Below are 24,946 nucleotides of genomic sequence, written 5' to 3' on the forward strand. Positions count from 1 at the left end.
TGGATATAGACGGCAACGCCTGCCGTGGGGCACAGAAGTCTGAACGCCCCCTCATATTTTTGCTCGAGATCTAGCCCGATGCGCCAGACTGTCCGTTTTTATCTGGGGGAAGACCTCTGCACGCTCAGGGGTCTGTCCCCGACGCTGACCCTGCTTGACTGGCTGCGTGACCGTGGTCGGACCGGGACCAAGGAAGGCTGCAACGAAGGCGATTGCGGGGCGTGTACGGTGCTGGTGGTCCGGCTTGAAGACGGGCGGCTGAACTGGCGGGCAGTCAATGCCTGCATCCAGTTCGTCAGTATGCTGGACGGCGCACAGGTCTTTACGATCGAAGACTTGGGAACGGCTGATGCGCCGCATCCCGTGCAGAGCGCCATGGTCGAGCAGCATGGCTCGCAATGTGGGTTCTGCACGCCGGGTTTCGTTATGTCGATGGCGGCCTATCGCAAGGCCGAAGGCGCCACGGTGGACGATCAGGCCATTGATGATGCACTGGCCGGAAATCTGTGCCGCTGCACCGGCTATGCGCCGATCGTGCGGGCCATGAAACAGGCGATGGCGGCGGGGCCGGACCGTTTCGATGCGCAGGTGGAAGCCATTGCCGACCGGCTGATGGCGTTGCAGGACGGAGAGAGCGTGCGGCTTGAAGGGCCTGAAGGCACGCTCAGTATTCCGGCGTCTGCGGATGATCTGGCGGAGATTTTGCTGGCCGATCCGGAGGCGACCATCGTTGCGGGTGCCACGGATGTGGGGCTGTGGGTGACGAAGGGGATGCGTCGTCTGAAGCATATCGTGCCGATCGGGCGGGTTCCGGAACTGCGGGCTTTGAGCAGAACGCCGGAGGGACTGCGGATCGGGGCTGCGGTGACGTATCAGGACGCGCGCCCGGCCATTGCGGAACTGCTGCCGGATGCGGGGGAAATGATCCGGCGTCTGGGCTCTACGCAGGTGCGGAACAGTGCGACGGTGTGTGGGAATATCGCGAATGGCTCCCCGATCGGCGATGGACCGCCGATGTTCATTGCAGCCAATGCGACACTGCATCTGCGGCGCGGCTCCGAGCGTCGGTGTATCGCGCTTGAAGACTATTTCATTGCATACGGAAAGCAGGACCGGCAGTCCGGCGAGTTCGTGGAGGCTCTGAGCGTTCCTGAGCCCGCGCCGGGTGCGCAGTTTCGCGCCTGCAAGATTTCCAAGCGCTTCGATCAGGATATTTCCGCCGTTCTGGGCGCTTTCATGATCGAGACGGACGATCAGGGCCGGATAACCACGGTCCGGCTGGCCTATGGCGGTATGGCGGCCACGCCGAAGCGGGCGTCGGGCGCGGAAGCGGCACTGATGGGCCGAATCTGGGATGAAACTGCTCTTGAGGCGGCGCGGGCAGCAGTTCTGGAGGATTTCGCGCCGCTGACCGATATGCGGGCGAGTGCGTGGTACCGGCAGACCGTTGCCGCCAATCTGCTGACACGGTTTTTTGAGGAAACGACAGGGTGCGAACAGGCGCGCCTCGCCCGGACAGGAGGGCTGGCGCATGTCTGATCTCGTTCCGGGCGCTGCGTCCACCAGCATGAAGCATGAAAGCGCGCTGCTGCATGTGACGGGACGGGCGGCGTATATTGATGATCTGCCGGAGCCGCGCGGCACGCTGCATCTCGTTCCGGGGCTGAGCACGAAGGCTCATGCGCGGATCGTCTCGATGGATCTAGACGCCGTGCGCGCCGCGCCGGGTGTCGTGTGTGTGCTGACGGCGGATGATGTGCCGGGTGAGAACCAGATCAGCCCGGTCCATCGGGAAGACGAGCCGCTTCTGGCGACGGATCATGTCCATTTCTGGGGGCAGACGATGTTCGCCGTGGTGGCGACCTCGCGTCAGGCAGCGCGGCAGGCCGTGCGGCTGGCGAAGATCGAGTATGAGGAAAAGCCTGCGATCCTGAACATCGCGCAGGCCCGGGAGAATGGCAGCCTGACGGTCTGGCGCTCTCTGACCATGCAGCGCGGGGATGTGGAACGCGGTCTGAAAGCCGCGCCGCGGCGCCTGTCGGGGCAGATTGAGATTGGCGGGCAGGAGCATTTCTATCTGGAAGGGCAGGCCGCGCTTGCCCAGCCCGGAGAGGCCGGAGAAATGCGCGTCTGGTCGTCCACGCAGCATCCGTCCGAAACGCAGCATCTGGTCGCGGCCGTGCTGGGGCGGCCGCATCATCTGGTCACAACGGAAGTGCGACGGATGGGCGGCGCGTTCGGCGGCAAGGAGACTCAGGCCAATGCCTGGGCCTGCCTGGCCGCCATCGCCGCTGACCGGACGGGTCAGGCCGTCAAGGCGCGTTTGGACCGCGATGATGACATGATGGCGACCGGAAAGCGGCATGACTTCTTGATCGACTATGATGTCGGCTTCACCGATGAGGGCGATATTCTGGCCGTAGATATGGTTCTGGCCGCGCGGTGTGGCTGGGCGGCGGATCTGTCCGGGCCGGTGACGGACCGGGCGCTGTTTCATGCCGACAACGCCTATTTCTATCCCGATGTCCGGCTGAAATCCGAGCCGCTGCGGACTAACACCCAGTCCAACACCGCTTATCGCGGGTTTGGCGGGCCGCAGGGCATTGTCGCGGCGGAGCGCGTGATTGAGGAAGTGGCGTTTGCGACCGGACTTGATCCCGTGGTGGTCCGTCTGCGGAATGTTTATGGAACCGGGACGCGCAATCTCACGCCGTATCACATGACAGTCGAGGACTCGATTACGGCCGAGATCCTGACGAAGCTGGTCGAGCGCTGTGATTATCAGGCGCGCAAAGCCGAAATCCGGGCGTTCAACTGCACCAGCCGCATCATCCGTCGCGGGATTGCGCTGACGCCGGTGAAGTTCGGGATTTCCTTTACGGCCACGCATTACAATCAGGCCGGTGCGCTGGTGCATGTCTATACGGACGGCTCGGTTCAGGTGAACCACGGCGGGACGGAAATGGGGCAGGGGCTGCATACCAAGATGGTGCAGATCGTCCTGCGCGAGTTCGGCCTGACGGCGGATCGCGTCCGCATTACCGCTACGACGACGGGTAAGGTGCCGAACACGTCCGCCACGGCGGCGTCCTCGGGGGCGGATCTGAACGGCATGGCGGTGCTGGACGCGGTGCGGAAAATCAAGGGCCGGATGATCACGTTCGCCGCTGAGAAGTGGGGCGTGGCGGCCGAAGACATCCATTTCCGGGCCGATGGTGTTCATGTCGGCGCGGAGGTCATGACCTTCCAGCAGCTTGCCTGGCAGGCCTATTTCGCGCGGGTGTCGCTGTCGTCGAATGGGTTTTACAAGACGCCGAAGATTTCCTGGAATCCCGAGACCGGGCGCGGGCGACCGTTCTTTTATTTCGCCTATGGCGCGGCCTGTGCGGAAGTGTCGGTCGATCTGCTGACGGGGGAGCACAGCATTGACCGTGTGGATATCCTGCATGATGCCGGGCAGTCCCTGAACCCGGACATTGATATCGGGCAGATCGAGGGCGGCTTCGTGCAGGGCGCAGGCTGGCTGACGACGGAGGAACTGGTCTGGGACGGAGGCGGGCGTCTGCGGACTCATGCGCCCAGTACCTACAAGATCCCGGCCTGTTCGGATCGGCCACGGATTTTCAATGTGGAGTTGTTGGGAAACGCGCCCAACCGGGAGGAGACGATTTTCCGTTCCAAGGCCGTGGGAGAGCCGCCTTTCGTGCATGGGGTTGCGGTTTTGCAGGCTATTTCGGATGCCATCGCCAGTCTGGACGACTACCGAACCTGTCCGAAGCTGGATGCGCCGGCCACGCCGGAGCGGGTTCTGAAAACCCTGATGGCGCTGCGGGAAAAGGCTGGCTGACCATGCTTGCCGATGTTCTGCGCTGGCGGGCGGAAGGGCAGGAGATGGTGCGCCTGACCGTCATTCACGCACAGGGCTCGACACCTCGCGAGGAGGGCGCGTTCATGCTCCTCACCCGCACCGAACAGAGCGGTACGATCGGGGGCGGACGTCTGGAATGGGACTGCATGGCGGAGGCACGCGCGCTTCTGGCATCAGGCGGAGGGGCGGTCGAGCGCCATATTCCCCTCGGGCCGGCTATCAATCAGTGCTGCGGCGGGGCTGTCACGATCCGCATGGAACGGGTGAGTGATCCTGACGCTCTTGAGGATGAACTGCGCGCTGACCGAGAAAAACTGCCGCAACTGCTGCTGTTCGGGGCCGGGCATGTGGGCCGTGCGCTCGCCCGGTCTCTGGCATTGCTGCCGTTGCGACTGGTCTGGGTCGATGCACGGGAGGAGGAGTTCGGGATCGTGCCGCCGGGCGTGGAGGCATTGGTGACAGAGCAATGGGAGCCGCTTGTGCAGGGGGCTCCTGCCGGATCAGGCGTTCTGGTCCTGACGCAGAGCCATACGCTGGATGCGGTCATCACGGGGGCGGCGCTGGAGCGGGGTGATCTGCGCTATGTCGGGATGATCGGGTCGCGGACCAAGCGCAAACGGTTCGAGAGTGCGTTCCGCCAGATCGACATTCCGCAGGAGCGGATCGATCGTCTGGTCTGTCCGATCGGGGATTTCGGTGTGCGGGACAAGCGCCCGGAGGTGATCGCAACATTCGTGACGGCTGAGATCGCCGCCCGCATGTTGTGTGAGGCAGATTCGCTGCAGGTTTCGGAGAGCGCCATTTCAGATACCAATAATGTTACATCCCCCCTCGTGATCCTGTCGTGAGGCTTTGCGGAACAAGGGCGGAGTTTCAACACTTTTCGAGTATCACAGAAAGTTGATGTAACGGTGGGTGCGTTGCGGGCGGTCCTTCTGTTTATCCTCCACCGCATGAGCATGCAGAACCGGACGCAGCGGACTTCTGAAGTCCCGTTTTTCTCTCCAGCCGCCGCGACAGGGCAGAGGTGGAAATCCCGGATTTCCCGTTTCTGTCAGGCAGGATTTGCACTGGGTGCATTGAGCCTGACGCTTCAGACCGCTCAGGCGGCCCCGACGGCCAGCACGGCGCTTTCAACAGCCCTCCAGCCCTCCAGCCTTCCGGCTGCGGATGCTGCTTTTGTCGATGATCTGGAAAAGCGCACGTTCAACTGGTTCTGGGAAACCGCCAATCCGAAGAACGGTCTGGTGCCGGACCGTGCACCGCTGCCCAATGGAGCGGCCAGTATCGCGAGTGTCGGTTTCGGACTGACGGCTTATGGTATTGGCGTGGAGCGCAACTACATCACGCGTCAGCAGGCCGTGGACCGGACGCTGACGACGCTGCGCTTTTTAGCCAGCCTGCCACAGAACGATCATGTTGCGGGCGCTGCGGGCTATAAGGGTTTCTTCTATCATTTCCTTGACCCCAATACCGGTCTGCGGGTTGCGGACTGGTCCGAACTCTCCAGCATCGATACCGCGCTGCTAATGGGGGGCGTGCTGTTCTCGCAGTCCTATTTTGATCGCGATACGCCGCAGGAAAAGGAAATCCGCGATATTGCGGATCATCTGTACCGCCGGATCGACTGGACATGGATGAAGGCCCATGGTCCGTGGCTCAGCATGGGCTGGATGCCGCCGCATACGTTCCTGCCGAGCGACTGGAAGGGCTATAACGAAGGCCTCATCATCTATCTTCAGGCACTGGGTTCGCCGACGCATCCGCTTCCGGCCGAGACCTGGAAGGCCTGGACGGCGACTTATGAGGGCCAGTGGGGCGATTTTCAGGGCCACAAGATGCTGAATTTCGCGCCGATGTTCGGCCATCAGTATAGTGAATCCTGGATCGACTTCCGGGGCGTGCAGGATGCCTGGGACCGCGCCCATAACGTCGATTATTTCCAGAACGGCCGTGAGGCTGCCTATGCCCAACGGGCTTACGCGCAGGCCAATCCGGGCGACTGGAAAGATTATGGTCCCAATATCTGGGGGCTGACGGCCTGTGACGGTCCGGGGGATGCGCAGCAGGTTTATGATGGCAAGAAGCGCCATTATCTGGCCTACAGTGCGCGTGGCGCCGGGCGGGACTATATTCTGGATGACGGCACGATCGCGCCGACAGCTGTGGGCGGGTCCATCGCGTTTGCGCCGGAAATCGCTCTGCCGGCGCTCAAGGAAATGCGCGCGCGTTACGGGGACCGGATTTATAACAAGTACGGCTTCCTTGATGCGTTCAATCCGTCTTTTGCCGATCAGAAATCCTATTGGGTCGATGGTCAGCAGCTTGGGATCGATCAGGGGCCGATCCTGCTGATGCTGGAAAACTGGCGCAGCGGGCTGGTCTGGAACACCATGAAGAAAAATCCGTATCTTCGGGCCGGTCTGGAGCGCGCTGGGTTTGAAGGCGGGTGGATGCATACCAAAACGGCGTCTTCCAAACCGGTCGGGGCCTCACTCTGAGCGTCTGAGGGATCTGGAGTTGCATCTGGCGCGTTTCTCACCGATCACTGCTGATACAGTCTCTTTGTGAAAGGAGCGCACCATGCGTCTCATTCTTGCCCTGCTTCTGCCCTGGCTCCAGTTCTTCACCATCGGCCGTCCGTTCGCCGGTCTGGTGTGTCTGTTGCTTCAGGTGACGATCATTGGCTGGATTCCGGCTGCCATCTGGTCGGTGTATGCGCTGAGCCAGTATAAGACCGATCGCAAGATCGCCGCCTCCCGGGGCTGAAACTCCGGACGCAAAAAAGCCCCCGTTCCATTCGGAACGGGGGCTTTTTTATGGCTGCAACAAAAGCCTCAACGACCGATATTGCGCAGTTTGATGCCCTGATTGAGGTGGGTCTCGATGGATTCGAGAGAAACACCCTTGGTTTCGGGAACGAAGAACAGCACCAGAAAAATGAATAGCGCATTCAGTCCGGCATAGAGCCAGAAGGTGTTGGCCGATCCCAGTGTGCTCAGCAGCCCGAGGAATGTCGCACCGACGACCATGTTCGTGACCCAGTTTGTGACCGTCGAGCAGGTGATACCGAAATCACGTCCCTGAAGCGGCATCACTTCCGAGCACAGCACCCAGACCAGCGGACCAGCCGAGAACGCGAAGCCCGCGATGAAGCACAGCAGGACTGCAATCGCGAGGTAATGAGACAGGTCCGATGTTCCGACGCTTCCCGACATGATGGCGGCGAGCATGGCCAGTCCGGTCGCCATGATGGCAAAGCCTGTGATCAGCATCTGGCGACGGCCCCAGCTATCCGCAAACGCAATAGCGATGAAGGTCGCGAGCCAGTTGACTACGCCGACAATGGCCGTGCCCCACATCTGTCCGCTGGAGCCGAAGCCGACTTCCTGAAAGATGCGTGGGGCGTAGTACATCACGACGTTGATGCCCGTGAGCTGCTGCGCGATCTGGAGGCAGATGCCCAGCATGACGGCACGGCGGAAATTCGGGTTTTCGAGAAACATGGCCAGACCGCGCTGACGATCATGGATCTGGGCGCGGATGTCGCGGATTTCCTGATGGGCATGTTCAGGGTCGTGGCGCAGTTCCTTCATGATGGACAGGGCTTCCTCATGGCGTCCCCGCAGCATCAGCCAGCGCGGGCTGTCGGGCAGAAAGAACGAGCCGATCAGGAAGAACACGCCCGGAATGGCCATGATCCCGAGCATCCAGCGCCATGAGCCGCTGTAGGACAGGATGGCGTTGGACACGAAGGCCAGCAGGATGCCGAACGTGATCATGAGCTGGTACATCGAAACGAGGCTGCCGCGGCGGCTTTCGTCCGAGACTTCGGAAATGTAGAGCGGTGCGACGAAACTTCCGATGCCGATCGCCAGTCCGAGCATCGCGCGCCCGATGATGAGTGCGGAGACGGAGGCTGCCAGCGCGCAGATCAGTCCGCCTGCGACGAACAGGAACGCGCTGAAGATCAGCGCGCGGCGGCGTCCGAAGGCGTAGGACATCCGGCCCGCGCCCAGTGCGCCCAGAGCCGCGCCGAACATCATGGACGACACGATCCAGGACTGTTCGAAATCGGAAGCGTGGAATTCGTCACGGATGAAGCCGAGCGCACCGGAGATGACGCCCACGTCCAGCCCGAACATCAGGCCGGCGATCGCGGCCAGAATGACGGCGAACATCATGCGTCCGACCATCGGTGGTCTGGTGGCGGAGGAAGTGAGCACTGTGTCGCTCATGACGGGGAAACTCCGGCGACCCGCAAAGCGGGCCTGTCAAGGAAAAGCAGAAAAACCGGGGCAGGGGGCCTGTACCGGGACGCGGGGGAGAGGGCTATTCTGTGACAGGCACCATGATTCGCCATCTTGAGCCTTAAACTATAACACGTAATTGGGAAAATATTCAAAATTATATGTTATAATTATCGGGATTTTCGCTGCCGGTGCAGTTGCGCCACAGTTTTCTCCCGTTCCGTATTTTTCGGCAAGTCCTGCGTTTCGGCATCAGATCGCCTGTTCTGTGATGGAGTGATACAGTTCCCGCAGGAGACGTGCCCGGGCGGGCAGGGCTGAGGGAGTGGGTTGATGGATCGCGTGCAGGAGACGGACCGGGAAACGGAAGCGTTGGTGCTGCAGTCTTCTCCTGCTGGCGGCCGTGCCTCGATTCTGTGCGGTCATCTTCTGGCCCTTGCTGCGGCTGAAGGCGGGGGAGAAGCCGCACTTCTGGTGCGGGACACGCAGGGTGTGCGGGTTCTGGGCGGTGGTGGGAGCGCGATTGCCGCAGAGGGTGCGGCTTGTCTCATGGACGGTCAGTCTCTTGGCGTGTGCACGGTATGTCTTCTCCCGGTACGGTCCGGCGCCGTGGAGGTCTGGCTGTGTGTGCGGCAGAATGCTCCGGCGCTGGAGCATGTCCGGGCCTTGTGTGAGTTGCAGGTGGACGATCTGCTGCGCGAACAGCCTGCTCCCCAAACGCCGGAGGAACATATCACCCGCGAACATGCGACCGTCGAACGGATGCAGCTGCGGATGCAGCGCGTGGCGGAGACGGCGGATGTGGCGTTCTATCGCTGCGATTTTGCGATGCGGATGGTGACGGGAGATGCGCGCTTCGCCGGACTGTGGGGATTGCCGCCAGAGCGGCTTGCAGTTGGCGTCCCAGTCGATGAACTGCTGGAGTTCCTGCATCCGGACGACCGGTTCATTTATGATGACAGCATTGAGGACGAACTCCGGGACGAAGGCGGCTACGAACTGCGTTTCCGGATTCTGGTGCCCTCACGCTTTTCTTATCAGCCTGCACAGTCCTCCACGACGAACCACGCCGCGCAGGATACGCCCATGCTCCGTCATGTGCTGTTGCGCGGGTGGCGGGAAGACGACAGCCGCCCCGATGGACGGCGCAGCGTTGGTCTGGCGATGGACGTCTCCTCCGCGTCTCTGACGGCCGAAGCCCTGCGATCCAGTGAATCCTTTACCCGGCTGTTGCTGTCGAGCCTGCCGGACTGCATCCATATTCTCGACTGCGACGGCTGTATCCGCTTCGTCAACGAAGGGGGCGTCCGCTCTATGGAGATGGACAGTCCGATCATCATGCACGGGCTGCCTTGGGTGGATCTGTGGCGCGGGCAACCGCGTCGGCGGGCAGCTCTGGCGGTGCAGAGCGCTCTTGAGGGCGAAACGGCGCGGTTTCAGGGCTATGCCATGACCATGAAGGGCACGCGCCGCTTCTGGGATGTGGTCGTTACCCCTGTGCTCGGGGAAGACGGGGACGTGCAGCGTCTGCTGGCGATCGGGCGCGATCTGACAGATGCCAACCAATCCGCCGAGCGGCTCCAGCTTGCCCTCGATGCAGGGGCCATCGCCGGGACGTGGATGTGGGATGACAGCACATCGCGGATGATGGGCGATGCCCGGCTGGCTCTGACGCTGGGGCTGGACCCGGCCTGGCTGCGTGAGGGCGTCATGCCCAATGTCATTTACGACGCGGTTGATCCACGGGATAGGTTCGCGGTGGTGCAGGCTGTCACGGCGGCAACGCGGCGGGGCGGAAAATGCCGTTTCGAATTCCGGGCGGAAACGCCCGAAGGACAGCGCTGGTTCGAGGGCAATGGGCGCTGCGATCTGGGGGAAGAGGGGCGTGTGGCCCGCTTTCCCGGCATTGTGTTCGATATCGACCGGAGCAAGCGTCAGGCTTTGCGACAGGCAGCGCTCGTCGAGCTTGGAGACCAGCTTCGCGCGCTCGACGATACCAGCATGATGGAAGAGGTCGCTGCCCGGATTATCTGCCGGGAACTGAATGCCAGTGGCGCGGGTTACGGCATGGTCAATGACGACGGCACCGGCATGACCGTCGGCGGTATCGCCGAAGCGGGACGTCCGCTCGTGGGCGTGCGGATGTTTGCCGATTATGGGGAATTCCGGTCCGCTCTGGGGCGCGGTGAGCCCGTCGCCATTACCGATGTCCATACGGATGTTCTGACGGCTGGGCATGGCGCACGTTATATGGCCGAGGGGATCGTCGCGTTTCTTGCTATTCCGATTTTCAAGTTCGGGCGCTTTGTGGGGCTGATGTTCGTCTGCCACGACGTGCCGCATGTCTGGACGGATGAGGAAATCGTCTTCACCCGTGCTGTGGCGGACCGCACCCATGCGTCCATGCGTCAGGCCCGGACCCAGCAGCAGATCCGGGACCTCAACGTCATGCTCGAAGAGCGGATCCTGCAACGGACCCGCGAGCGCGATCGGCTGTGGAACATCGCAAAAGATCTGTTCGTCATCATTGACCGTCACGGCTATTACGTTGCGGTCAGCCCAAGCTGGGAAGAGATGCAGGGCTACAGAATGGACGAACTGGCCGGGCTGCGGCTGGATGCGCTGTGTCACCCTGATGACAAGCGGACCGTCCGGGACACGTTTGCGCGTCTTATGGAAGGCACGCCCTGGCCGGCGGCGGGTCTGGATGTGCGGATGCGGCGGCATGACGGCTCCTGGCGGACCTATAACTGGAGCTGCAATGACGAAGGCGACGCGATCTATGCGGTCGGGCGGGATCTGACCCGCCGTAACGAACTGGAGGAACAGCTTCGTCAGGCCCAGAAGATGGAGGCGGTTGGCCAGCTGACGGGCGGTCTGGCGCATGATTTCAACAATCTTCTGGCCGGGATCGGCGGGGGACTGGAACTTCTGGGGCTGCGGATTGCACAGGGGCGGACGGACGGTCTGGGGCGTTACATTACGGCCTCGCAGGAGGCGGTCCGGCGCGCGGCGTCGCTGACCCATCGTCTGCTGGCTTTCTCGCGGCGTCAGACCCTCGATCCGAGCCCGACGGACATGAATGTGCTGGTTCAGGGGTTGGAAAGCCTGCTTCGTGGGACGGTCGGGCCAGGCATAGATCTTGTTCTGGATCTTCAGCCGGATCTGTGGCGGACGCGGGTGGATGCCAATCAGCTTGAAAACGCCATCCTTAATTTGTGCATCAATGCCCGCGATGCCATGCACGAGCAGGGCAGCACGCTGCGGGTAAAGAGTGCCAACTGGATTCTGGGGCGGACACGGTCTGTCGAAACGGCGATCCCGCCGGGCGACTATGTGGTTCTGACGGTGCAGGATGAAGGCTGTGGGATGTCGCCCGAGGTCGTCCAGCGTGCTTTCGATCCGTTTTTCACGACCAAGCCACAGGGGGCGGGAACCGGACTGGGGCTGAGCATGATCTACGGCTTCACCCAGCAGTCGGGCGGGAAGGTGGAGATCCGTTCTGCTCCGGGGCAGGGAACCGCCGTATCGCTCTGGCTGCCGCGTTATGAAGGGCAGGAGACTTTGCGTCCGGAGCCGCCTCCGTTGCCTTCGGCGCCGCAACCCCGTCTTCTGGAAGGATTGCGCGTGCTCGTCGTGGATGACGAGGAGGCGGTGCGGATGATCGTGACGGATATGGTGGCGGATCTGGGCGGCATCGTGCAGGGCGCCTGCGATGGGCCGTCCGCGAAGGCGCTCGTGGCGGAAGGCGCGCCGCCTTCGCTTCTCATCAGCGACATCGGGATGCCGGGTGGCATGAACGGGCGCGAACTGGGGGAGCAGATGTTGGCGCGATGGCCGTCGCTTAAAGTGCTGTTTATCACGGGGTATGCCGAGCAGAACATCATCGGAAATCAGTCACTTGCCGCTGGATGTGCGCTTCTGGTCAAGCCTTTCACGGTCGAGACGTTCAATCGCAAACTGGCCCTTCTGCTGAACGGAGACTGAACCTCCTGTCCGGAGTTCGCGTTGAAAAGCCAGCACCCTACACGCTGATGATTTTTCTTTAAGTCCTGCAAGGAGGCAGACATGTCGTCACAGGTTCCATCCGCCGACGCCCAGACGGTTATTTCCTTTCACGATGGCAATACCATGCCTCAGATCGGTCTGGGCGTCTGGCAGACGCCTCCGGACGAGACTGCTGATATTGTTCGGGAAGCCGTGAAACTCGGGTATCGCTCCGTTGATACGGCGCGGCTTTACAAGAATGAAGCCGGGGTCGGCGAAGGTCTGGAAGACCATCCGGAAATCTTCCTCACGACCAAGGTGTGGAATGACGAGCAGGGTTACGACAACGCCCTGCGGGCCTATGAAGAAAGCGCGCGTTTGCTACGTCGTCCGGTGCTGGATCTGTATCTGATCCACTGGCCAATGCCGGATCAGGGGCAATATGTCGAGACATGGAAGGCGTTGGTCGAACTGAAAAAATCCGGCCGTGTGAAGTCCATTGGTGTGTCCAATTTTGAGCCGGAGCATCTAGAGCGGATCATCGATGCGACGGGGGTGGTGCCGGTCGTCAACCAGATTGAACTCCATCCCGATTTCCAGCAGCGCGCTCTGCGGGAATTTCACGAAAAGCACAATATCCGTACCGAAGCTTGGCGTCCGCTTGGTAAGGGACGTGTGTTGAGTGATGAGCGGATCGGGGCGATTGCTGAAAAACACGGACGGACTCCGGCTCAGGTCGTGATCCGCTGGCATCTTCAGAACGGACTGATCGTGATTCCAAAATCCGTCAATCCGAAGCGTCTGGCGGAAAATCTGGATGTGTTCGGTTTTGTGCTGGACAGCGGCGACATGCAGGCCATCGAAGGGATGGATCGTGCGGATGGCCGGATGGGCGCAGACCCGAAAACGGCGAAATTTTGAGAAATATTCCTCTTTCGCAACATTAAGTAAAAAATCGGGCCTGTGCTATGGGCTGCCTCATGCAACCGGAAGGTGGATGGCATGAGGCAGCGTTTGGGCCTGGGTTTGAGGGTGGTTTTTGCGGTTCTGCTGGCAGGCGCGCAGGCGCGTGCCGCGGAGACACAGGACAAAGCGTGGACGGATCAGTGGTTTTCTGATGTCTCCTTGGGCGCGCAGATCGAAGGCGGCGTCATGGGCAGTTCGAGCCATCCCGCCAACAATCTCAATTTCGGCCAGCTTCTCTCGCCCTATGCCGATCAGGCGACGCTGAACCAGCTGACTTTCACATTCACGAAACCCGTCGACCCGATCGGGGATGGGTATGGGCTAGGGATGAATCTGCGGATGCTCTATGGCTCTGATGCCCGGAGTTACACGATCGCGGGTGTGTCCGACCGCTGGATCAATGGCCGCTATCAGGCCATGCCGGCCTTTGCCAATGTCGCGTTGCATATGCCGTGGTTTACGAGCCGGGGGCTGGACGGGCAGATCGGGATTCTGACGTCGCCCATGGGCGTGGAGACGCTCGATCCTTCGACGCGCGCCTTCTATACGCTGGCGTATACGACCGAATATTCCACGCCGTTCGAGCATGTGGGAGGCATGTTCCAGCTTCATCTGGACAAGCATTTCGATCTTCAGTTTGGCGCGGATACCGGCAACCAGACGTCCTTCGGGCGGGGGGATAACAATGACCGCCCCGCCGGATATCTGGGTGTGACGGGCAATGATCTGGCGGACGGTCATCTGTCCTTCACCTATCTGTTGAGGGTCGGGCCAGAAGATGCCGTGCGTGCTCTGGGGCCGAGGGCCAACGGGGCCATGCGGTACTGGAACGATCTGAACGGAACCTGGACCTTCTCGAAAAAATGGAGTGTCACGGCGGAAGTGAACCAGCTTCATGACGAAGGGCTGCGGGCCGATACATGGAGCGCGGTGGTGTGGGGCGGGTGGCACATTCATCCGAACCTGACCGTCAATGCGCGGGCCGAGCTATATCGGGACAATACCGGCAGTTTCGTTGCGAGTTTTGCCGAGAATGAAGGCTATGCACAGGCTCTGCTTGGCAATCCGACACGGTCTGTGTCTGCTCCCGCCACGACCTATGGCGCGTTGACGCTCAACACTGTCTGGCGGCCGGATGTGGGGCATCACATCAAGCTGCTCCAGTTTCGGCCGGAGTTGCGTTTTGACCGTTCTCTCAACGGCACGCGCCCGTTCGATGACCAGCACCATATGGGCCGCATTCTGTTCGGGGCGGATATGACTTTGGGGTTTTGAAAGGATAATCCGGGCTCTGCCCGGACCCGGCAGGGATCTTGATCCCTGCACCCTGTTCGTTTCTGGAGGGGAGGTGCGCTGCGCGTCGGATTATGGCAAGGAGTCTGCATGACGACTCCGAACGACACCGATTTCCGCAAGGCCATGTCCCATTTCGCCACGGGTGTGGCTGTGGTGACGGCCAAAGGCAGCGAAGGCGAGCAGGGCGCGACCATCAGCGCCCTGACCTCCGTATCTCTCGATCCGCTTCTGCTGCTGATCTGTCTCAACCGTGCCAGCGCGACCTATCGCGCGATTGCGGAAGCTGGCACGTTCGGCCTCAGCATTCTGGGCAACGACCACAAGGACGTGGCGATGCTGTTCGCCAGCCGCACGGGAGACAAGTTCGGCTCCGACGTGATCGAACGCTCGGCCGATGGCACGGCCTTTGTTCGGGATTCGCTGGTGAAGATGCACTGCGAACTGGTCGAAACATTCCAGGGCGGTACGCATGCGCTGTTCATGGCGCGTCCTGTTTCACTTGAGCTCGACGAAAACCGCGCACCTCTGCTGTATTTTCAGGGACAGCTCGGCATTACGCTCTGACGTCTGTAAAATTCTGAAGAGACCTGACAGGCTCTCCATCCTCTGTATGCGGGGTGGAGAGCCTGATGTGTTTTGGGAGGGTTTTTGATCCGGGAGAATGTTTTTTTAAAAACTTATTGCGAATGATTCTTATTTCTAATATTTGCCTCTGCAACATAACGAGACATGTCCGTAACCAAGAGGCCTTCAATGACCGGTTCGCTGCGCACGCACATTACTTCACTCTCAGTTGCGGGAACGCTGCTGATGTCGTCACAGGGCTATGCGGCGGACCCCGTTAAAAAAGACGAAAAACCGAACCCCAAGGCCCCCTCTGCGGCAAAATCCCTGAACAAGACCCAGAGTCTTGAAGGTGCGGATGCAGAATATCTGACGGTGCAGGGGCATGGTTTCAACACCATGCATGACTCTACCGGGCTGTCGCGGATGCCGCAGGACGTGATGCATACGCCGCAGAACATCAACGTGGTGCCGCAGGCCCTGATGCAGCAGCAGAACGTGAAATCCCTCGACGAGGCACTGCGGAACGTTCCGGGTGTGACGACGTCCATCGGTGAGGGCGCGGGCGGTATGAACGGCGACCAGTTCCTGATTCGCGGTTTTCAGGCGCAGAATGACATCTACGAAGACGGACTGCGGGATTTCGGCGTTTATTCGCGCGATGCGTTCAATTTCGAGACCGTTTCGGTCATCAAGGGGCCGTCTTCCGAAGTGTTCGGCAATGGGACGACGGGTGGCGCCATCAACATGGTCACCAAAACGCCCGGTCTGAAAAACCATTACAACGCTGAGTTTTCCGGCGGGTCTGGCAGCTATTATCGTGGCACGCTGGACGTCAACCAGAAGATCAACGATTCAACGGCCTTCCGCATCACGGGCATGGGCGACGAGCACAATATCGTCGGGCGCGACAACCTCTATTCCCATCGCTGGGGTATCGCGCCGTCGCTGGCTTTTGGCATCGGCAAGAGAACGACGCTGGTTCTGCAATATATGCACCAGCAGGAAAATTCGATTCCGGATTTCGGTGTGCCGGTCGTGACGAAGCCGGGCGCGGCTTATGGTCAGCCCATCACGGAATATGGCATCCGCCGTAGCAACTGGTACGGCACGGACAATGACCAGAACGCCACAAACGCCAACATGGAAACGGCCCGTTTTAGCTTCAAACTGAACAAACACATCACGTTCTATGATGATCTGCGCGGCGGCGAATATTACCGGACGTTCGCGGCCTCCAAAGCGACCTGCGATACGACCTGCGTGAACAATTATTTCAGCGGCGATCCGTCCAAGGCGCTTGTGGCGCGCTCGGGGCCGGTCGGTGCCGGCGCTGGGACGGGGCCTGGGACGTATATGGCGCCGCTGCCGTATCAGCAGACGAGCTGGTCCGTTCAGAATGTCGGCTCGATGGTTGCGGACTTCCACACCGGCTTCCTGCGTCATCAGGTTGTCGCGGGTTTTGATATCGAGCGCGTCAATGATGTGCGGTCGCAGTCGACCTATCTGAAGCCCAAGCCCTATGCGAATCTCGTCAATCCGAATCCGCATGTTGGAAATCTGGATCTGGTACCGGGCGATATGAATCCGGGTGGGCTTGTCTCGCTGGGATCGCTGGGCGCGAAGTCACACAGCAACGGATACGGGTTCGACACCGGGCTGTTCCTGTTCGACCAGATCTGGTTCACGAACTGGCTGTCGCTGAAGGGCGGGTTCCGCTGGGACCGCTGGCAGACGAGCTATAACCTGACGGGCGGGGATGTTGCGAAGAACCCTGACCAGCATTTCCATGATGTGAGCGGGGTGTTTAACCCCAATGCCAGCCTCGTCCTGACGCCGGATTCGCATCAGACCTACTATTTCACATGGGCCAATTCCACGACGCCGATGGGCATGTATGTGACCAACGGCTCCGTGCCGATCCGTCCTGGCACCAACTCCTTCGCCAGCCCGGAAAAGGCGCAGCTTTATGAACTCGGGGCCAAGTACAGCATTCTGCACGACCGGTTGGGCGTGACGGCGTCGCTGTTCCGGTTGGACAAGGGCAATGCGCTGAATGCCGATCCGGTAACGGGCGAAATTACGGGTTCGTCTGACAAGCAGCGCAATCAGGGGCTCGAACTGTCCGTTGGCGGCATTATTCTGCCGGGCTGGAACGTGTCCGCCACTTATGCGCTGTATGATAGCAGCACCACTTATTCCGCCACGAAGGCCAATCGTGGAAAGAACGTGCAGTATGTGCCGCATAATCAGGCAACGCTGTGGTCGGCCTATAACGCCTTCGCAGGCAAGCCTTACAACGTGACGTTTGGCGGCGGCCTGACATGGCGTGAGCATGTGTGGCTGGATGCTGCAAACAAGTTCCGTGCTCCGGCCAATCTGGATTTCAGCGCCATGATTTCACACCGCTTCAACCAGCACTGGAAGCTAGCGATGAACGGCTATAATCTGGCGAACCGCCTGAATTACCAGAGCCTGTTCTCCAACCGCGCCACCCCGTCTGCCGGACGCATGTTCCTTGGCGAGATCAGCGCGTCTTACTGATCGCTCTGCGGCGGCTGTTCCTGTCTGCTCCAGTCCTGCACGGCCATGCGAATGGCCGGGGCCAGCGGGAACAGGCGTGAGGCCGCCGAACCGATATGCCCGTGGCGGAGTAGCGCGTTTCCATCGAGCTTTGCACCAAAAGGTTCGAACCGCTCCGTCTGCGTCTCGGGGAGGCTGATGCTGATCCAACGGCGTTCTCCGACTGCCGTGATGCAGGTTCCGTCCTGAAATCTTGGCCCGTCAGGATCGGCGAGGCGCTCGGCCAGATGCAGCGCCGTACAGGTGTCCCAGCCCGTTCCGATCATCAAAACCTGTGCGTTATGGTCTGACAAAGCCGAAAGCGGGGAGAGGGTGCCGAACGGATCTTCCAGCGGCTGAGTTGCCAGAATATCCGCCGCCAGCGGCCCCAGAGCGGTGAATGAAACCTGCGGGTGGGCGCTGCGCTGCACGCCGGGCCATGTCCGGAAAATTTCGGCAATCTGTCCCATGCCCCGCGTCGGCGTCAGATGCGGATCATAGGGCGGCATGGTCGCGCGGATCGTCTCCCACCAGCTTTCCGGCACAGGAGGGTCGCACCAGCCTGACGGGTCGCTCAGTTCGCAGGATTGCGCTGGCATGACGATCGTCCCGTCCGAGCCGACCGCCTGAAGCAGACTTTCGATAACCGTTCGCGCCCCCCCGCAAACCCAGCCGATCCGGCTCAGGGAACTATGAACCAGAAGCGTCATCCCCTGCAGGACGCCGAGGCGTTGCAGATCCACCACCAGTCGCGCCTGCGTCACAGGGCCGCTGGAGCGGGCGATGGCGGCGGCTTCAGTCACGCTTCAGCCGCGACCGCGATAACCCGGCACGTCCTGTGCGGGAATCCACACGCCCCTCGGCGGCTCGCCCGTTTGCCAGAACACATCGATGGGGATGCCGCCGCGCGGATACCAGTACGCCCCGATCCGCAGCCATTGCGGATCAAGCAGTGCCATCAGACGCTCGGCAATCGCGATGGAGCAGTCTTCATGGAACGCGCCATGATTGCGGAAGCTGGTCAGGAAGAGCTTGAGAGACTTGCTCTCCACGATCCATTCGCCGGGGATGTAGTCGATGACGATATGCGCGAAGTCCGGCTGTCCCGTGACGGGGCAGAGAGAGGTGAACTCCGGGGCTGTGAAGCGCACCACATACTGCCGTCCCTGATGCGGGGAGGGGACGCGCTCGAGAACGGCTTCCTCGGGACTCTGCGGCGTCGTGGTGGCGCGGCCAAGCTGGCTGAGCGCATCGGTGCCGGGGGCGGAGGGGCCGGTGGGCTGATGGTCGGACATGGGGCTGAATTCCTCGAAGGGGCGGTGTTTTGTGAGATGTGGCCCAGCTTTCCCGCAGGCTCAAGGCATCTTCAGGACGAAAAGACGGTGACAGAGTTTGCATATTGGCGGGATTCGGTGCAGAAGACGGCGCAAATCCTCTCTTCGATGCCTCCCGTCTGGAAGACCACATGGAACTCCGTAATATCGCCATCATCGCGCACGTCGATCATGGCAAGACCACGCTGGTTGACGCGCTTCTCAAACAGTCCGGCTCTTTCCGCGACAATCAGCATGTTGCTGATCGTGCGATGGACAGCAACGACCTCGAACGCGAGCGTGGCATCACCATTCTCGCCAAGTGCACGTCCGTTGTGTGGAAAGAAACCCGCATCAACATCATCGATACCCCGGGCCACGCCGATTTCGGCGGTGAGGTCGAGCGTATCCTGAGCATGGTGGATGGCGCGATCATCCTCGTCGATGCTGCTGAAGGCGCGCTGCCGCAGACCAAGTTCGTGCTTGGCAAAGCGCTGGCCCGTGGCATCCGTCCGATCGTCGTCGTCAACAAGATTGACCGTTCCGACGCCCGTCCGGACGAAGTGCACGAAGAGATCTTTGATCTGTTCGCGTCCCTCGGCGCCGACGAGCACCAGCTCGACTTCCCGATGCTTTACGCTTCGGGCCGTCAGGGCTGGGCCGATCTGGAGCTGGACGGACCGAAGAAGGACCTTGCTCCGCTGTTCGACCTCGTACTGCGCCATGTGCCGCAGCCGAACGTGGACAAGGATGCGCCGTTCGGAATGGTCTCCACCATTCTTGAGAGCGACAACTTCCTGGGCCGCATCCTGACAGGTCGTATCGATCAGGGTCGTGCGAAGGTGAACATGCCGGTGCGCGTGCTGCGTCCGGATGGCACGATCGTTGAAACCGGTCGTCTGACGAAGCTGCTGTCCTTCCGTGGCCTCGATCGCGTGCCTGTGGAAGAAGCCGAAGCCGGTGACATCGTGGCCGTGGCCGGTCTGTCCGAAGCGACGATTCCCGACACGATTGCCGATCCGTCCATCAACGAGCCGCTGCCGTCGCGTCCGGTCGATCCGCCGACCCTGTCCATGACCTTCCGCATCAACGATGGCCCGCTGGGCGGTCGTGAAGGCAAGAAGGTGACGTCGCGCCAGATCCGCGACCGTCTCTTCAAGGAGACTGAAGGCAACGTGGCCATCAAGGTGACGGAAAGCCCGGAAAGCGAAGCTTTCGAAGTTGCTGGTCGTGGCGAACTTCAGCTTGGCGTTCTGATCGAGACGATGCGTCGTGAAGGCTTTGAGCTGACGATCGGCCGTCCGCGCGTTCTGTTCCGTGAAAACGAAGAGACCGGCGAGCGCGAAGAGCCGTTCGAAGAAGTTCTGGTCGACGTGGACGAGCCGTATTCGGGCGTTGTCGTTGAGAAAATGTCGCTCCGTAAGGGCGTCATGCAGGACATGCGTCCGTCCGGTGGCGGAAAGGTTCGTCTGACGTTCCTGATCCCGTCGCGCGGCCTGATCGGCTATCACGGCGAGTTCCTGACCGACACGCGCGGTACGGGCCTCATGAACCGTCTGTTCCACGGCTATCTGCCGTATGTGGGCACGATTGAAGGCCGCCGTAACGGCTCGCTGATTTCGGCTGAAGACGGTACGACGACGCAGTACGCGCTGTTCTCCCTTCAGGATCGCGGCACGATGTTCGTCGATGCTGGCGAGAAGATCTACATGGGCATGATCCTTGGCGAGCATTCCCGTGAGAACGATCTCGACATCAACGCGGTCCGCGAAAAGAAGCTGACCAACATGCGTGCTTCCGGCAAGGACGAAGCCCTGCTTCTGACGCCGCCGCGCCGCATGAGCCTTGAGCAGGCCATCGCCTATATCGAAGACGATGAGCTGGTCGAAGTGACGCCGTCTGCCATCCGGATCCGCAAGCTGCATCTGGACCCGCATGATCGCAAGCGCGCCACGAAGTCCCGCGCAAGCTGAACCGCCTCTTTCAGGACGGGGTTTCAAGAAAAAGGCGTGTTCCGTTTGTTCGGGACACGCCTTTTTCTATGGACGATAAGGGACTTTGTCTGAATTGAGGCGTATTCGCACTCTGCACGCGCAAGAGACTGAAATTTCATAAAGTTAATGCGCGACCGTATGACGCGGGAATGATAAAGTTATGGACGAGACCACTTCAGACCGTCTGAATGTGATCGGTCTTTATTCTGTTATGGAGCCTCGTTTCCAGATGCGCCTTTTCAATCTGTCCCTGATCGCCGCCGTTTCTGCTCTGGCTCTGACGGCCGCTCCGGCATTCGCCGATCCCGCTACGACGGCAGCCCCTGCTGCACCTGCCGCTGAAGCTCAGACTGCCCCGGCTCCCGCAGTTGCTGCCCCGGCCGCCCCTGCTGAAGCTGCTCCGGCTGCCGAAGCCGAGACGCCCAAGAAGAAGCATTCCGGCAAGAAGCATCACCACAAGCACAAGCACCACAAGAAGACGTCCGCTGCGACGGATGCCGCGCCGACTGAAGACGCTGCACCGTCCAACTAAGGTATCTTCTGCGGTTCTTTTGAAGACCTGCGGAAAGCAAAAAGGGGGTCTGCTCATGGCAGACCCCCTTTTTTGTGCCCTGTAGCGTCCGTAAACCGTGCTGGCTTACGGACGGAACGTATCAGTAGCGGTCGAGCGACAGGTCGAGCGACGGAATGGCAGTCTGACGGCCGGAGATCTGGTCCGCGACGATCTGGCCGGAGCCTGCGGTCATGGTCCAGCCCAGCGTGCCGTGGCCGGTGTTGAGCCACAGATTGCCGTAACGCGGGGAAGGCCCGACGATCGGCGTGCCGTCCGGTGTGCAGGGGCGCAGGCCGGTCCAGTATTTCGCGGAGGACAGGTCCCCGCCGCCATACATTTCGCTGAAGGACAGTTCCAGCGTTTCGCGACGATCCGGGCTGAGGCGCAGGTTGAAGCCGTTCAGTTCCGCCGTGCCGCCGATGCGGATGCGATCGCCCAGACGCGTAATGGCGACCTTGTACGTCTCGTCATTGACGGTCGAGACGGGGGCGCGGCTTTCGTCCGTGATCGGCATGGTCAGGGAGTAGCCCTTGACCGGATAGATCGGCAGACGCAGTTCCAGCGGCTTGAGGAAGCGCGGGGAATAGCTGCCGAGCGCCAGAACATAGCGGTCCGCCGTCATGCGTCCGGCGCTGGTGCGGATGCTGACGATGGCGTCGCTGGCGGCTTCCAGAGCCTCGATCGTAACGCCGAGATGGAACTTCACGCCCTTTTCCTCGGCCATCTTGGCCAGACGACGCGTAAAGAGATGGGCATCGCCCGTCTGGTCACCCGGCAGCAGCAGACCGGCCTTGAGCAGGTGGCGCGCATGGGCGAGGCCGGGCTCGCGGGCGAGGATTTCGTCCACGGTCAGCAGCTTGTGCTCGACGCCGCTTTCCGCCAGCAGGCGCATGTCTTCGGCGGCGTATTCGACTTGACTGTCCGTACGGAAAAGCTGGATCAGACCCTTCTGGGCGCCGTCATAGGTGATGCCGGTCTCGGCGCGCAGGGCGTCCAGACGGTCGCGGGCATATTCTGCAATCCGCAGCATCCGGCCCTTGTTGATGTCATAGGCCTTTTCCGTGCAGTTCATGAGCAGTTCGCCCATGAAGCGGAACATGGCCGTATCGAAGCGCGGGCGCACGACGAGCGGGCTGTGCTTTTCGAACATCCATTTCGCGGCCTTGAGCGGCAGACCCGGCATGGCCCAGGGGGTCGAGTAGCCGGGAGAAACCTGTCCTGCATTCGCAAAAGACGTCTCCAGACCCACACCCGGCTGGCGGTCGATCACTTCGACTTCATGGCCTTCCTGAGCGAGATACCAGGCCGTTGTAACGCCGATCACTCCGGCGCCCATGACGATGACTTTCATATCTGTCCTGCTGTGTTGTCGTCTGTAGAACCGCCCTGAACTGACCGTGATCGGCTCAGCGCCACGAAAAATGCTGCCTCGTTGCGTTAGCCCGGAACGCCCTTGCTGGTCGAATATTCGAAATGCAGGGCCGTGTCGGGATGAACGATGGCATGGATGGCATGAGCTGCCATGGCGCCTTCGGAGAAGCCCTGAAGGATCAGCTTCAGCTTGCCCGGATAGGTCGCCACGTCCCCGATTGCGAAAATGCCCGGCGTGCTGCTTTCCAGCGTGGCCGGGGTGACGGGGACGGTGTTGCGATGCGTGTCCAGCCCCCAAAGCGCAATCGGCCCCAGATCGGTGGACAGGCCATAGAACGGCAGAAGCGCATCGGCTTCGATATGGCGTGATGCACCTTCAAGGGTGGTGACTTCCACGCTCGAAAGCACGCCGTCCGTGCCGTGCAGGGCATGGAGTTGATAGGGCACAACCTTCTCGATCTTCCCGGCCTCAATCTGCTGTTCGATACGAGACAGTGTCTCGGGGGCGCCACGGAATCGGTCCCGGCGATGTAGCAGATAGATTTTCTCGGCGACATCGGAGAGGGACAGCGCCCAGTCCAGCGCGGAATCGCCGCCGCCTGCAACCACGACGCGCTTGCCGGTGAAGTCGGCACGTTTCTTGACGTAATACTGCACTGCGCCCGTGCGCTCATAGGCTTCGAGCCCGTCGAGCGGCGGACGGTTCGGTCCGAACGCACCGGCACCGGCGGCGATGATAACGGCCTTGGCGCGGATAATATCGCCGCGTGCGGTTTTCAGCGTGAAATCCCCGCGACGGCCTTCCAGTGTCTCGACCCGCGAGCCCAGCAAACGGGGTACGTCGAACGGGGCGATCTGCTGTTCGAGGGCCTCGATCAGCGCGCCGCCTTCGATAGCGGGATGGGCCGGAATGTCGTAGATCGGTTTTTCCGGATAGAGCGCCGCACATTGTCCGCCGACACTGTCGAGAGCGTCGATCAGGACGCAGGACAGTTTGAGCATGCCACATTCGAACGCGGCGAAGAGGGCGGTCGGACCGGCGCCGACAATTGCGACATCGGTGGTCAGGGTGTGAGGTGCAGTCGTCATGATCTGTTTCATAATCGGTTTGAAGGGCTTGGGGTAGGGCATTGAACGTACGATATACGTTTGTAATTCAGGACCTGAAGGGCCTCGGCGGGACGGAACGTTCGGCCTGTGCCGTCATGAACGGACTGGTGCGTCAGGGCTGCGACGTGCGGCTGGTGGAACTGGTCGGCGCGGGCGCTCCGGCCTTTCCCTTGTCGCCTGAGATTCCTCTGACCGCGCTGTTCGACCGACCGGTAAAGATTTTCAATTCGTGGTTTCGCATCGTCTGGCGTTTGTCGCGTTTCCTGAAACGGGAGAAGATCGACACGCTGGTGGTCGTGGAGTCCACCCATGCGCTCTATGGCGTGGCGGCCGCGAAGCTGGCGGGTGTGCGCTGCGTGGTGTGGGAGCATTTCAATTTCAACGTGACGCTTGATCGTCGCAAACGGGTCTGGGGGCGGCAGATCGCCGCGCGCTGGGCCGATGATGTGGTTGTCCTGACGCAGCGGGACATAGCGTTGTGGCGAGAGGGGACGACGGTTCGTGCTCGGCTGACGGCTATTCCGAACATGGCGCCTCCTGTGACGGATAGCCCCTATCCACCAGACTCCCGGCTGGTTCTGGCGGCGGGACGACTGACAGAGCAGAAGGGTTATGACCTGTTGCTGCGGGCTTGGCGGATCGTCGAGCAGGACCCGGCGAGCGCAGGCTGGACTCTCTTGATCCGGGGGGATGGGCCGGACCGGGACGCTCTGCTGCAACAGGCGGAAGGATTGCATCGTATGACGATTGCGCCTGCAACCGGGAGCATTGATGCCGACTACGCCCGTGCCGCCCTGTTCGTGGCCTCTTCGCGTTATGAGGGGTTGCCGATGGTGCTGCTTGAGGCCCTGTCGGCGGGGGTGCCGGTGGTGGCGTTCGACTGCGAGACCGGGCCGGCGGAGATCGTGCGCGATGGCGAGACCGGATTGCTGGTGCCGCCGGAAGAGCCGGAGGCCTTAGCCGTGGCCCTGTTGGAGCTGATGCGCGCGCCCGAACGGCGTCAGGCTATGTCTGACGCTGCCCGGCTGCGGGCCGCTGCGTTTCAGGAAGGTCCCGTCATGGCGCGCTGGATGGAGCTTCTTCGAAACGGTGGTCGCTGAACGGGCTGCGAA

At 61.2% G+C, this 24,946-nt stretch carries 18 protein-coding genes; 13 read left to right on the forward strand and 5 right to left on the reverse strand.

All coding sequences use genetic code 11. The features are described 5' to 3' along the window. Positions 1–78 precede the first annotated feature (78 nt). The 5 genes from xdhA to JK176_RS10220 all read left to right on the forward strand — a co-directional run bounded on the left by xdhA (position 79) and on the right by JK176_RS10220 (position 6,637). A complete protein-coding gene (gene xdhA / locus JK176_RS10200) occupies positions 79–1,539 on the forward strand; it encodes a xanthine dehydrogenase small subunit (RefSeq protein WP_211587719.1) in 1,461 nt (486 codons plus the stop codon). Beyond that, a complete protein-coding gene (gene xdhB, locus JK176_RS10205) occupies positions 1,532–3,847 on the forward strand; it encodes a xanthine dehydrogenase molybdopterin binding subunit (protein WP_211587720.1) in 2,316 nt (771 codons plus the stop codon). The genes xdhA and xdhB overlap by 8 nt, the downstream gene beginning before the upstream one ends. Positions 3,848–3,849: 2 nt before the next feature. Continuing rightward, positions 3,850–4,716 (forward strand): xanthine dehydrogenase accessory protein XdhC, encoded by an 867-nt coding sequence (xdhC, locus tag JK176_RS10210; RefSeq protein WP_211587721.1) that lies wholly within the window; start codon positions 3,850–3,852, stop codon positions 4,714–4,716. Positions 4,717–4,821: 105 nt separating this feature from the next. Further along, on the forward strand, positions 4,822–6,369 hold the full coding sequence (locus JK176_RS10215) for a glucoamylase family protein (protein WP_194262686.1): 1,548 nt from the start codon (positions 4,822–4,824) through the stop codon (positions 6,367–6,369). A gap of 82 nt (positions 6,370–6,451) precedes the next feature. Continuing rightward, positions 6,452–6,637, forward strand: coding sequence for a YqaE/Pmp3 family membrane protein (locus tag JK176_RS10220; protein ID WP_099286269.1), 186 nt, complete (start codon positions 6,452–6,454; stop codon positions 6,635–6,637). Between the two features lie 68 nt (positions 6,638–6,705). On the opposite strand, the gene JK176_RS10225 is transcribed toward JK176_RS10220, so the two are convergent. Continuing rightward, complete coding sequence (locus JK176_RS10225; RefSeq protein ID WP_283091975.1) at positions 6,706–8,106, reverse strand: sugar porter family MFS transporter; 1,401 nt, start codon at positions 8,104–8,106, stop codon at positions 6,706–6,708. 345 nt (positions 8,107–8,451) lie between these two features. Between JK176_RS10225 and JK176_RS10230 the strand changes: the two genes are divergently transcribed. The 5 genes from JK176_RS10230 to JK176_RS10250 all read left to right on the forward strand — a co-directional run bounded on the left by JK176_RS10230 (position 8,452) and on the right by JK176_RS10250 (position 17,475). Beyond that, entirely contained in the window at positions 8,452–12,105 is a 3,654-nt protein-coding gene (locus JK176_RS10230) for a PAS domain-containing protein (protein ID WP_211587722.1), read from the forward strand. An 81-nt stretch (positions 12,106–12,186) separates the two neighbouring features. Next, a complete protein-coding gene (locus JK176_RS10235; RefSeq protein WP_211587723.1) occupies positions 12,187–13,026 on the forward strand; it encodes an aldo/keto reductase in 840 nt (279 codons plus the stop codon). A gap of 81 nt (positions 13,027–13,107) precedes the next feature. Then, positions 13,108–14,346 (forward strand): outer membrane beta-barrel protein, encoded by a 1,239-nt coding sequence (locus JK176_RS10240; RefSeq protein WP_211587724.1) that lies wholly within the window; start codon positions 13,108–13,110, stop codon positions 14,344–14,346. Between the two features lie 108 nt (positions 14,347–14,454). Beyond that, positions 14,455–14,931, forward strand: a complete 477-nt coding sequence (locus JK176_RS10245) for a flavin reductase family protein (protein WP_099286261.1) — start codon at positions 14,455–14,457, stop codon at positions 14,929–14,931. A gap of 189 nt (positions 14,932–15,120) precedes the next feature. Beyond that, positions 15,121–17,475 (forward strand): TonB-dependent siderophore receptor, encoded by a 2,355-nt coding sequence (locus JK176_RS10250; RefSeq protein WP_211587725.1) that lies wholly within the window; start codon positions 15,121–15,123, stop codon positions 17,473–17,475. Here JK176_RS10250 and JK176_RS10255 read toward each other — a convergent pair. Both JK176_RS10255 and queF read right to left on the reverse strand, forming a co-directional pair. Then, entirely contained in the window at positions 17,469–18,296 is an 828-nt protein-coding gene (locus tag JK176_RS10255) for an AAC(3) family N-acetyltransferase (protein WP_211587726.1), read from the reverse strand. The genes JK176_RS10250 and JK176_RS10255 overlap by 7 nt on opposite strands. A gap of 3 nt (positions 18,297–18,299) precedes the next feature. Continuing rightward, positions 18,300–18,788 (reverse strand): preQ(1) synthase, encoded by a 489-nt coding sequence (gene queF, locus JK176_RS10260; RefSeq protein WP_211587727.1) that lies wholly within the window; start codon positions 18,786–18,788, stop codon positions 18,300–18,302. 170 nt (positions 18,789–18,958) lie between these two features. Here queF and typA point away from each other — a divergent pair, with 170 nt between their 5' ends. Continuing rightward, positions 18,959–20,779, forward strand: coding sequence for a translational GTPase TypA (gene typA / locus JK176_RS10265; protein ID WP_099286351.1), 1,821 nt, complete (start codon positions 18,959–18,961; stop codon positions 20,777–20,779). A 181-nt stretch (positions 20,780–20,960) separates the two neighbouring features. After that, entirely contained in the window at positions 20,961–21,332 is a 372-nt protein-coding gene (locus tag JK176_RS10270; RefSeq protein WP_211571313.1) for a hypothetical protein, read from the forward strand. 121 nt (positions 21,333–21,453) lie between these two features. Here the strand turns inward: JK176_RS10270 and JK176_RS10275 are convergent, their stop codons facing one another. Then, entirely contained in the window at positions 21,454–22,704 is a 1,251-nt protein-coding gene (locus JK176_RS10275) for a D-amino acid dehydrogenase (protein WP_099286258.1), read from the reverse strand. 86 nt (positions 22,705–22,790) lie between these two features. Beyond that, positions 22,791–23,813, reverse strand: coding sequence for an NAD(P)/FAD-dependent oxidoreductase (locus tag JK176_RS10280; protein WP_211587728.1), 1,023 nt, complete (start codon positions 23,811–23,813; stop codon positions 22,791–22,793). Between the two features lie 41 nt (positions 23,814–23,854). Between JK176_RS10280 and JK176_RS10285 the strand changes: the two genes are divergently transcribed. Then, positions 23,855–24,934, forward strand: a complete 1,080-nt coding sequence (locus tag JK176_RS10285; RefSeq protein WP_211587729.1) for a glycosyltransferase family 4 protein — start codon at positions 23,855–23,857, stop codon at positions 24,932–24,934. The last annotated feature ends 12 nt before the right edge of the window (positions 24,935–24,946 follow it).

This window comes from Gluconobacter sp. Dm-73, from assembly GCF_018256215.1.
GTDB lineage: Bacteria > Pseudomonadota > Alphaproteobacteria > Acetobacterales > Acetobacteraceae > Gluconobacter > Gluconobacter cadivus.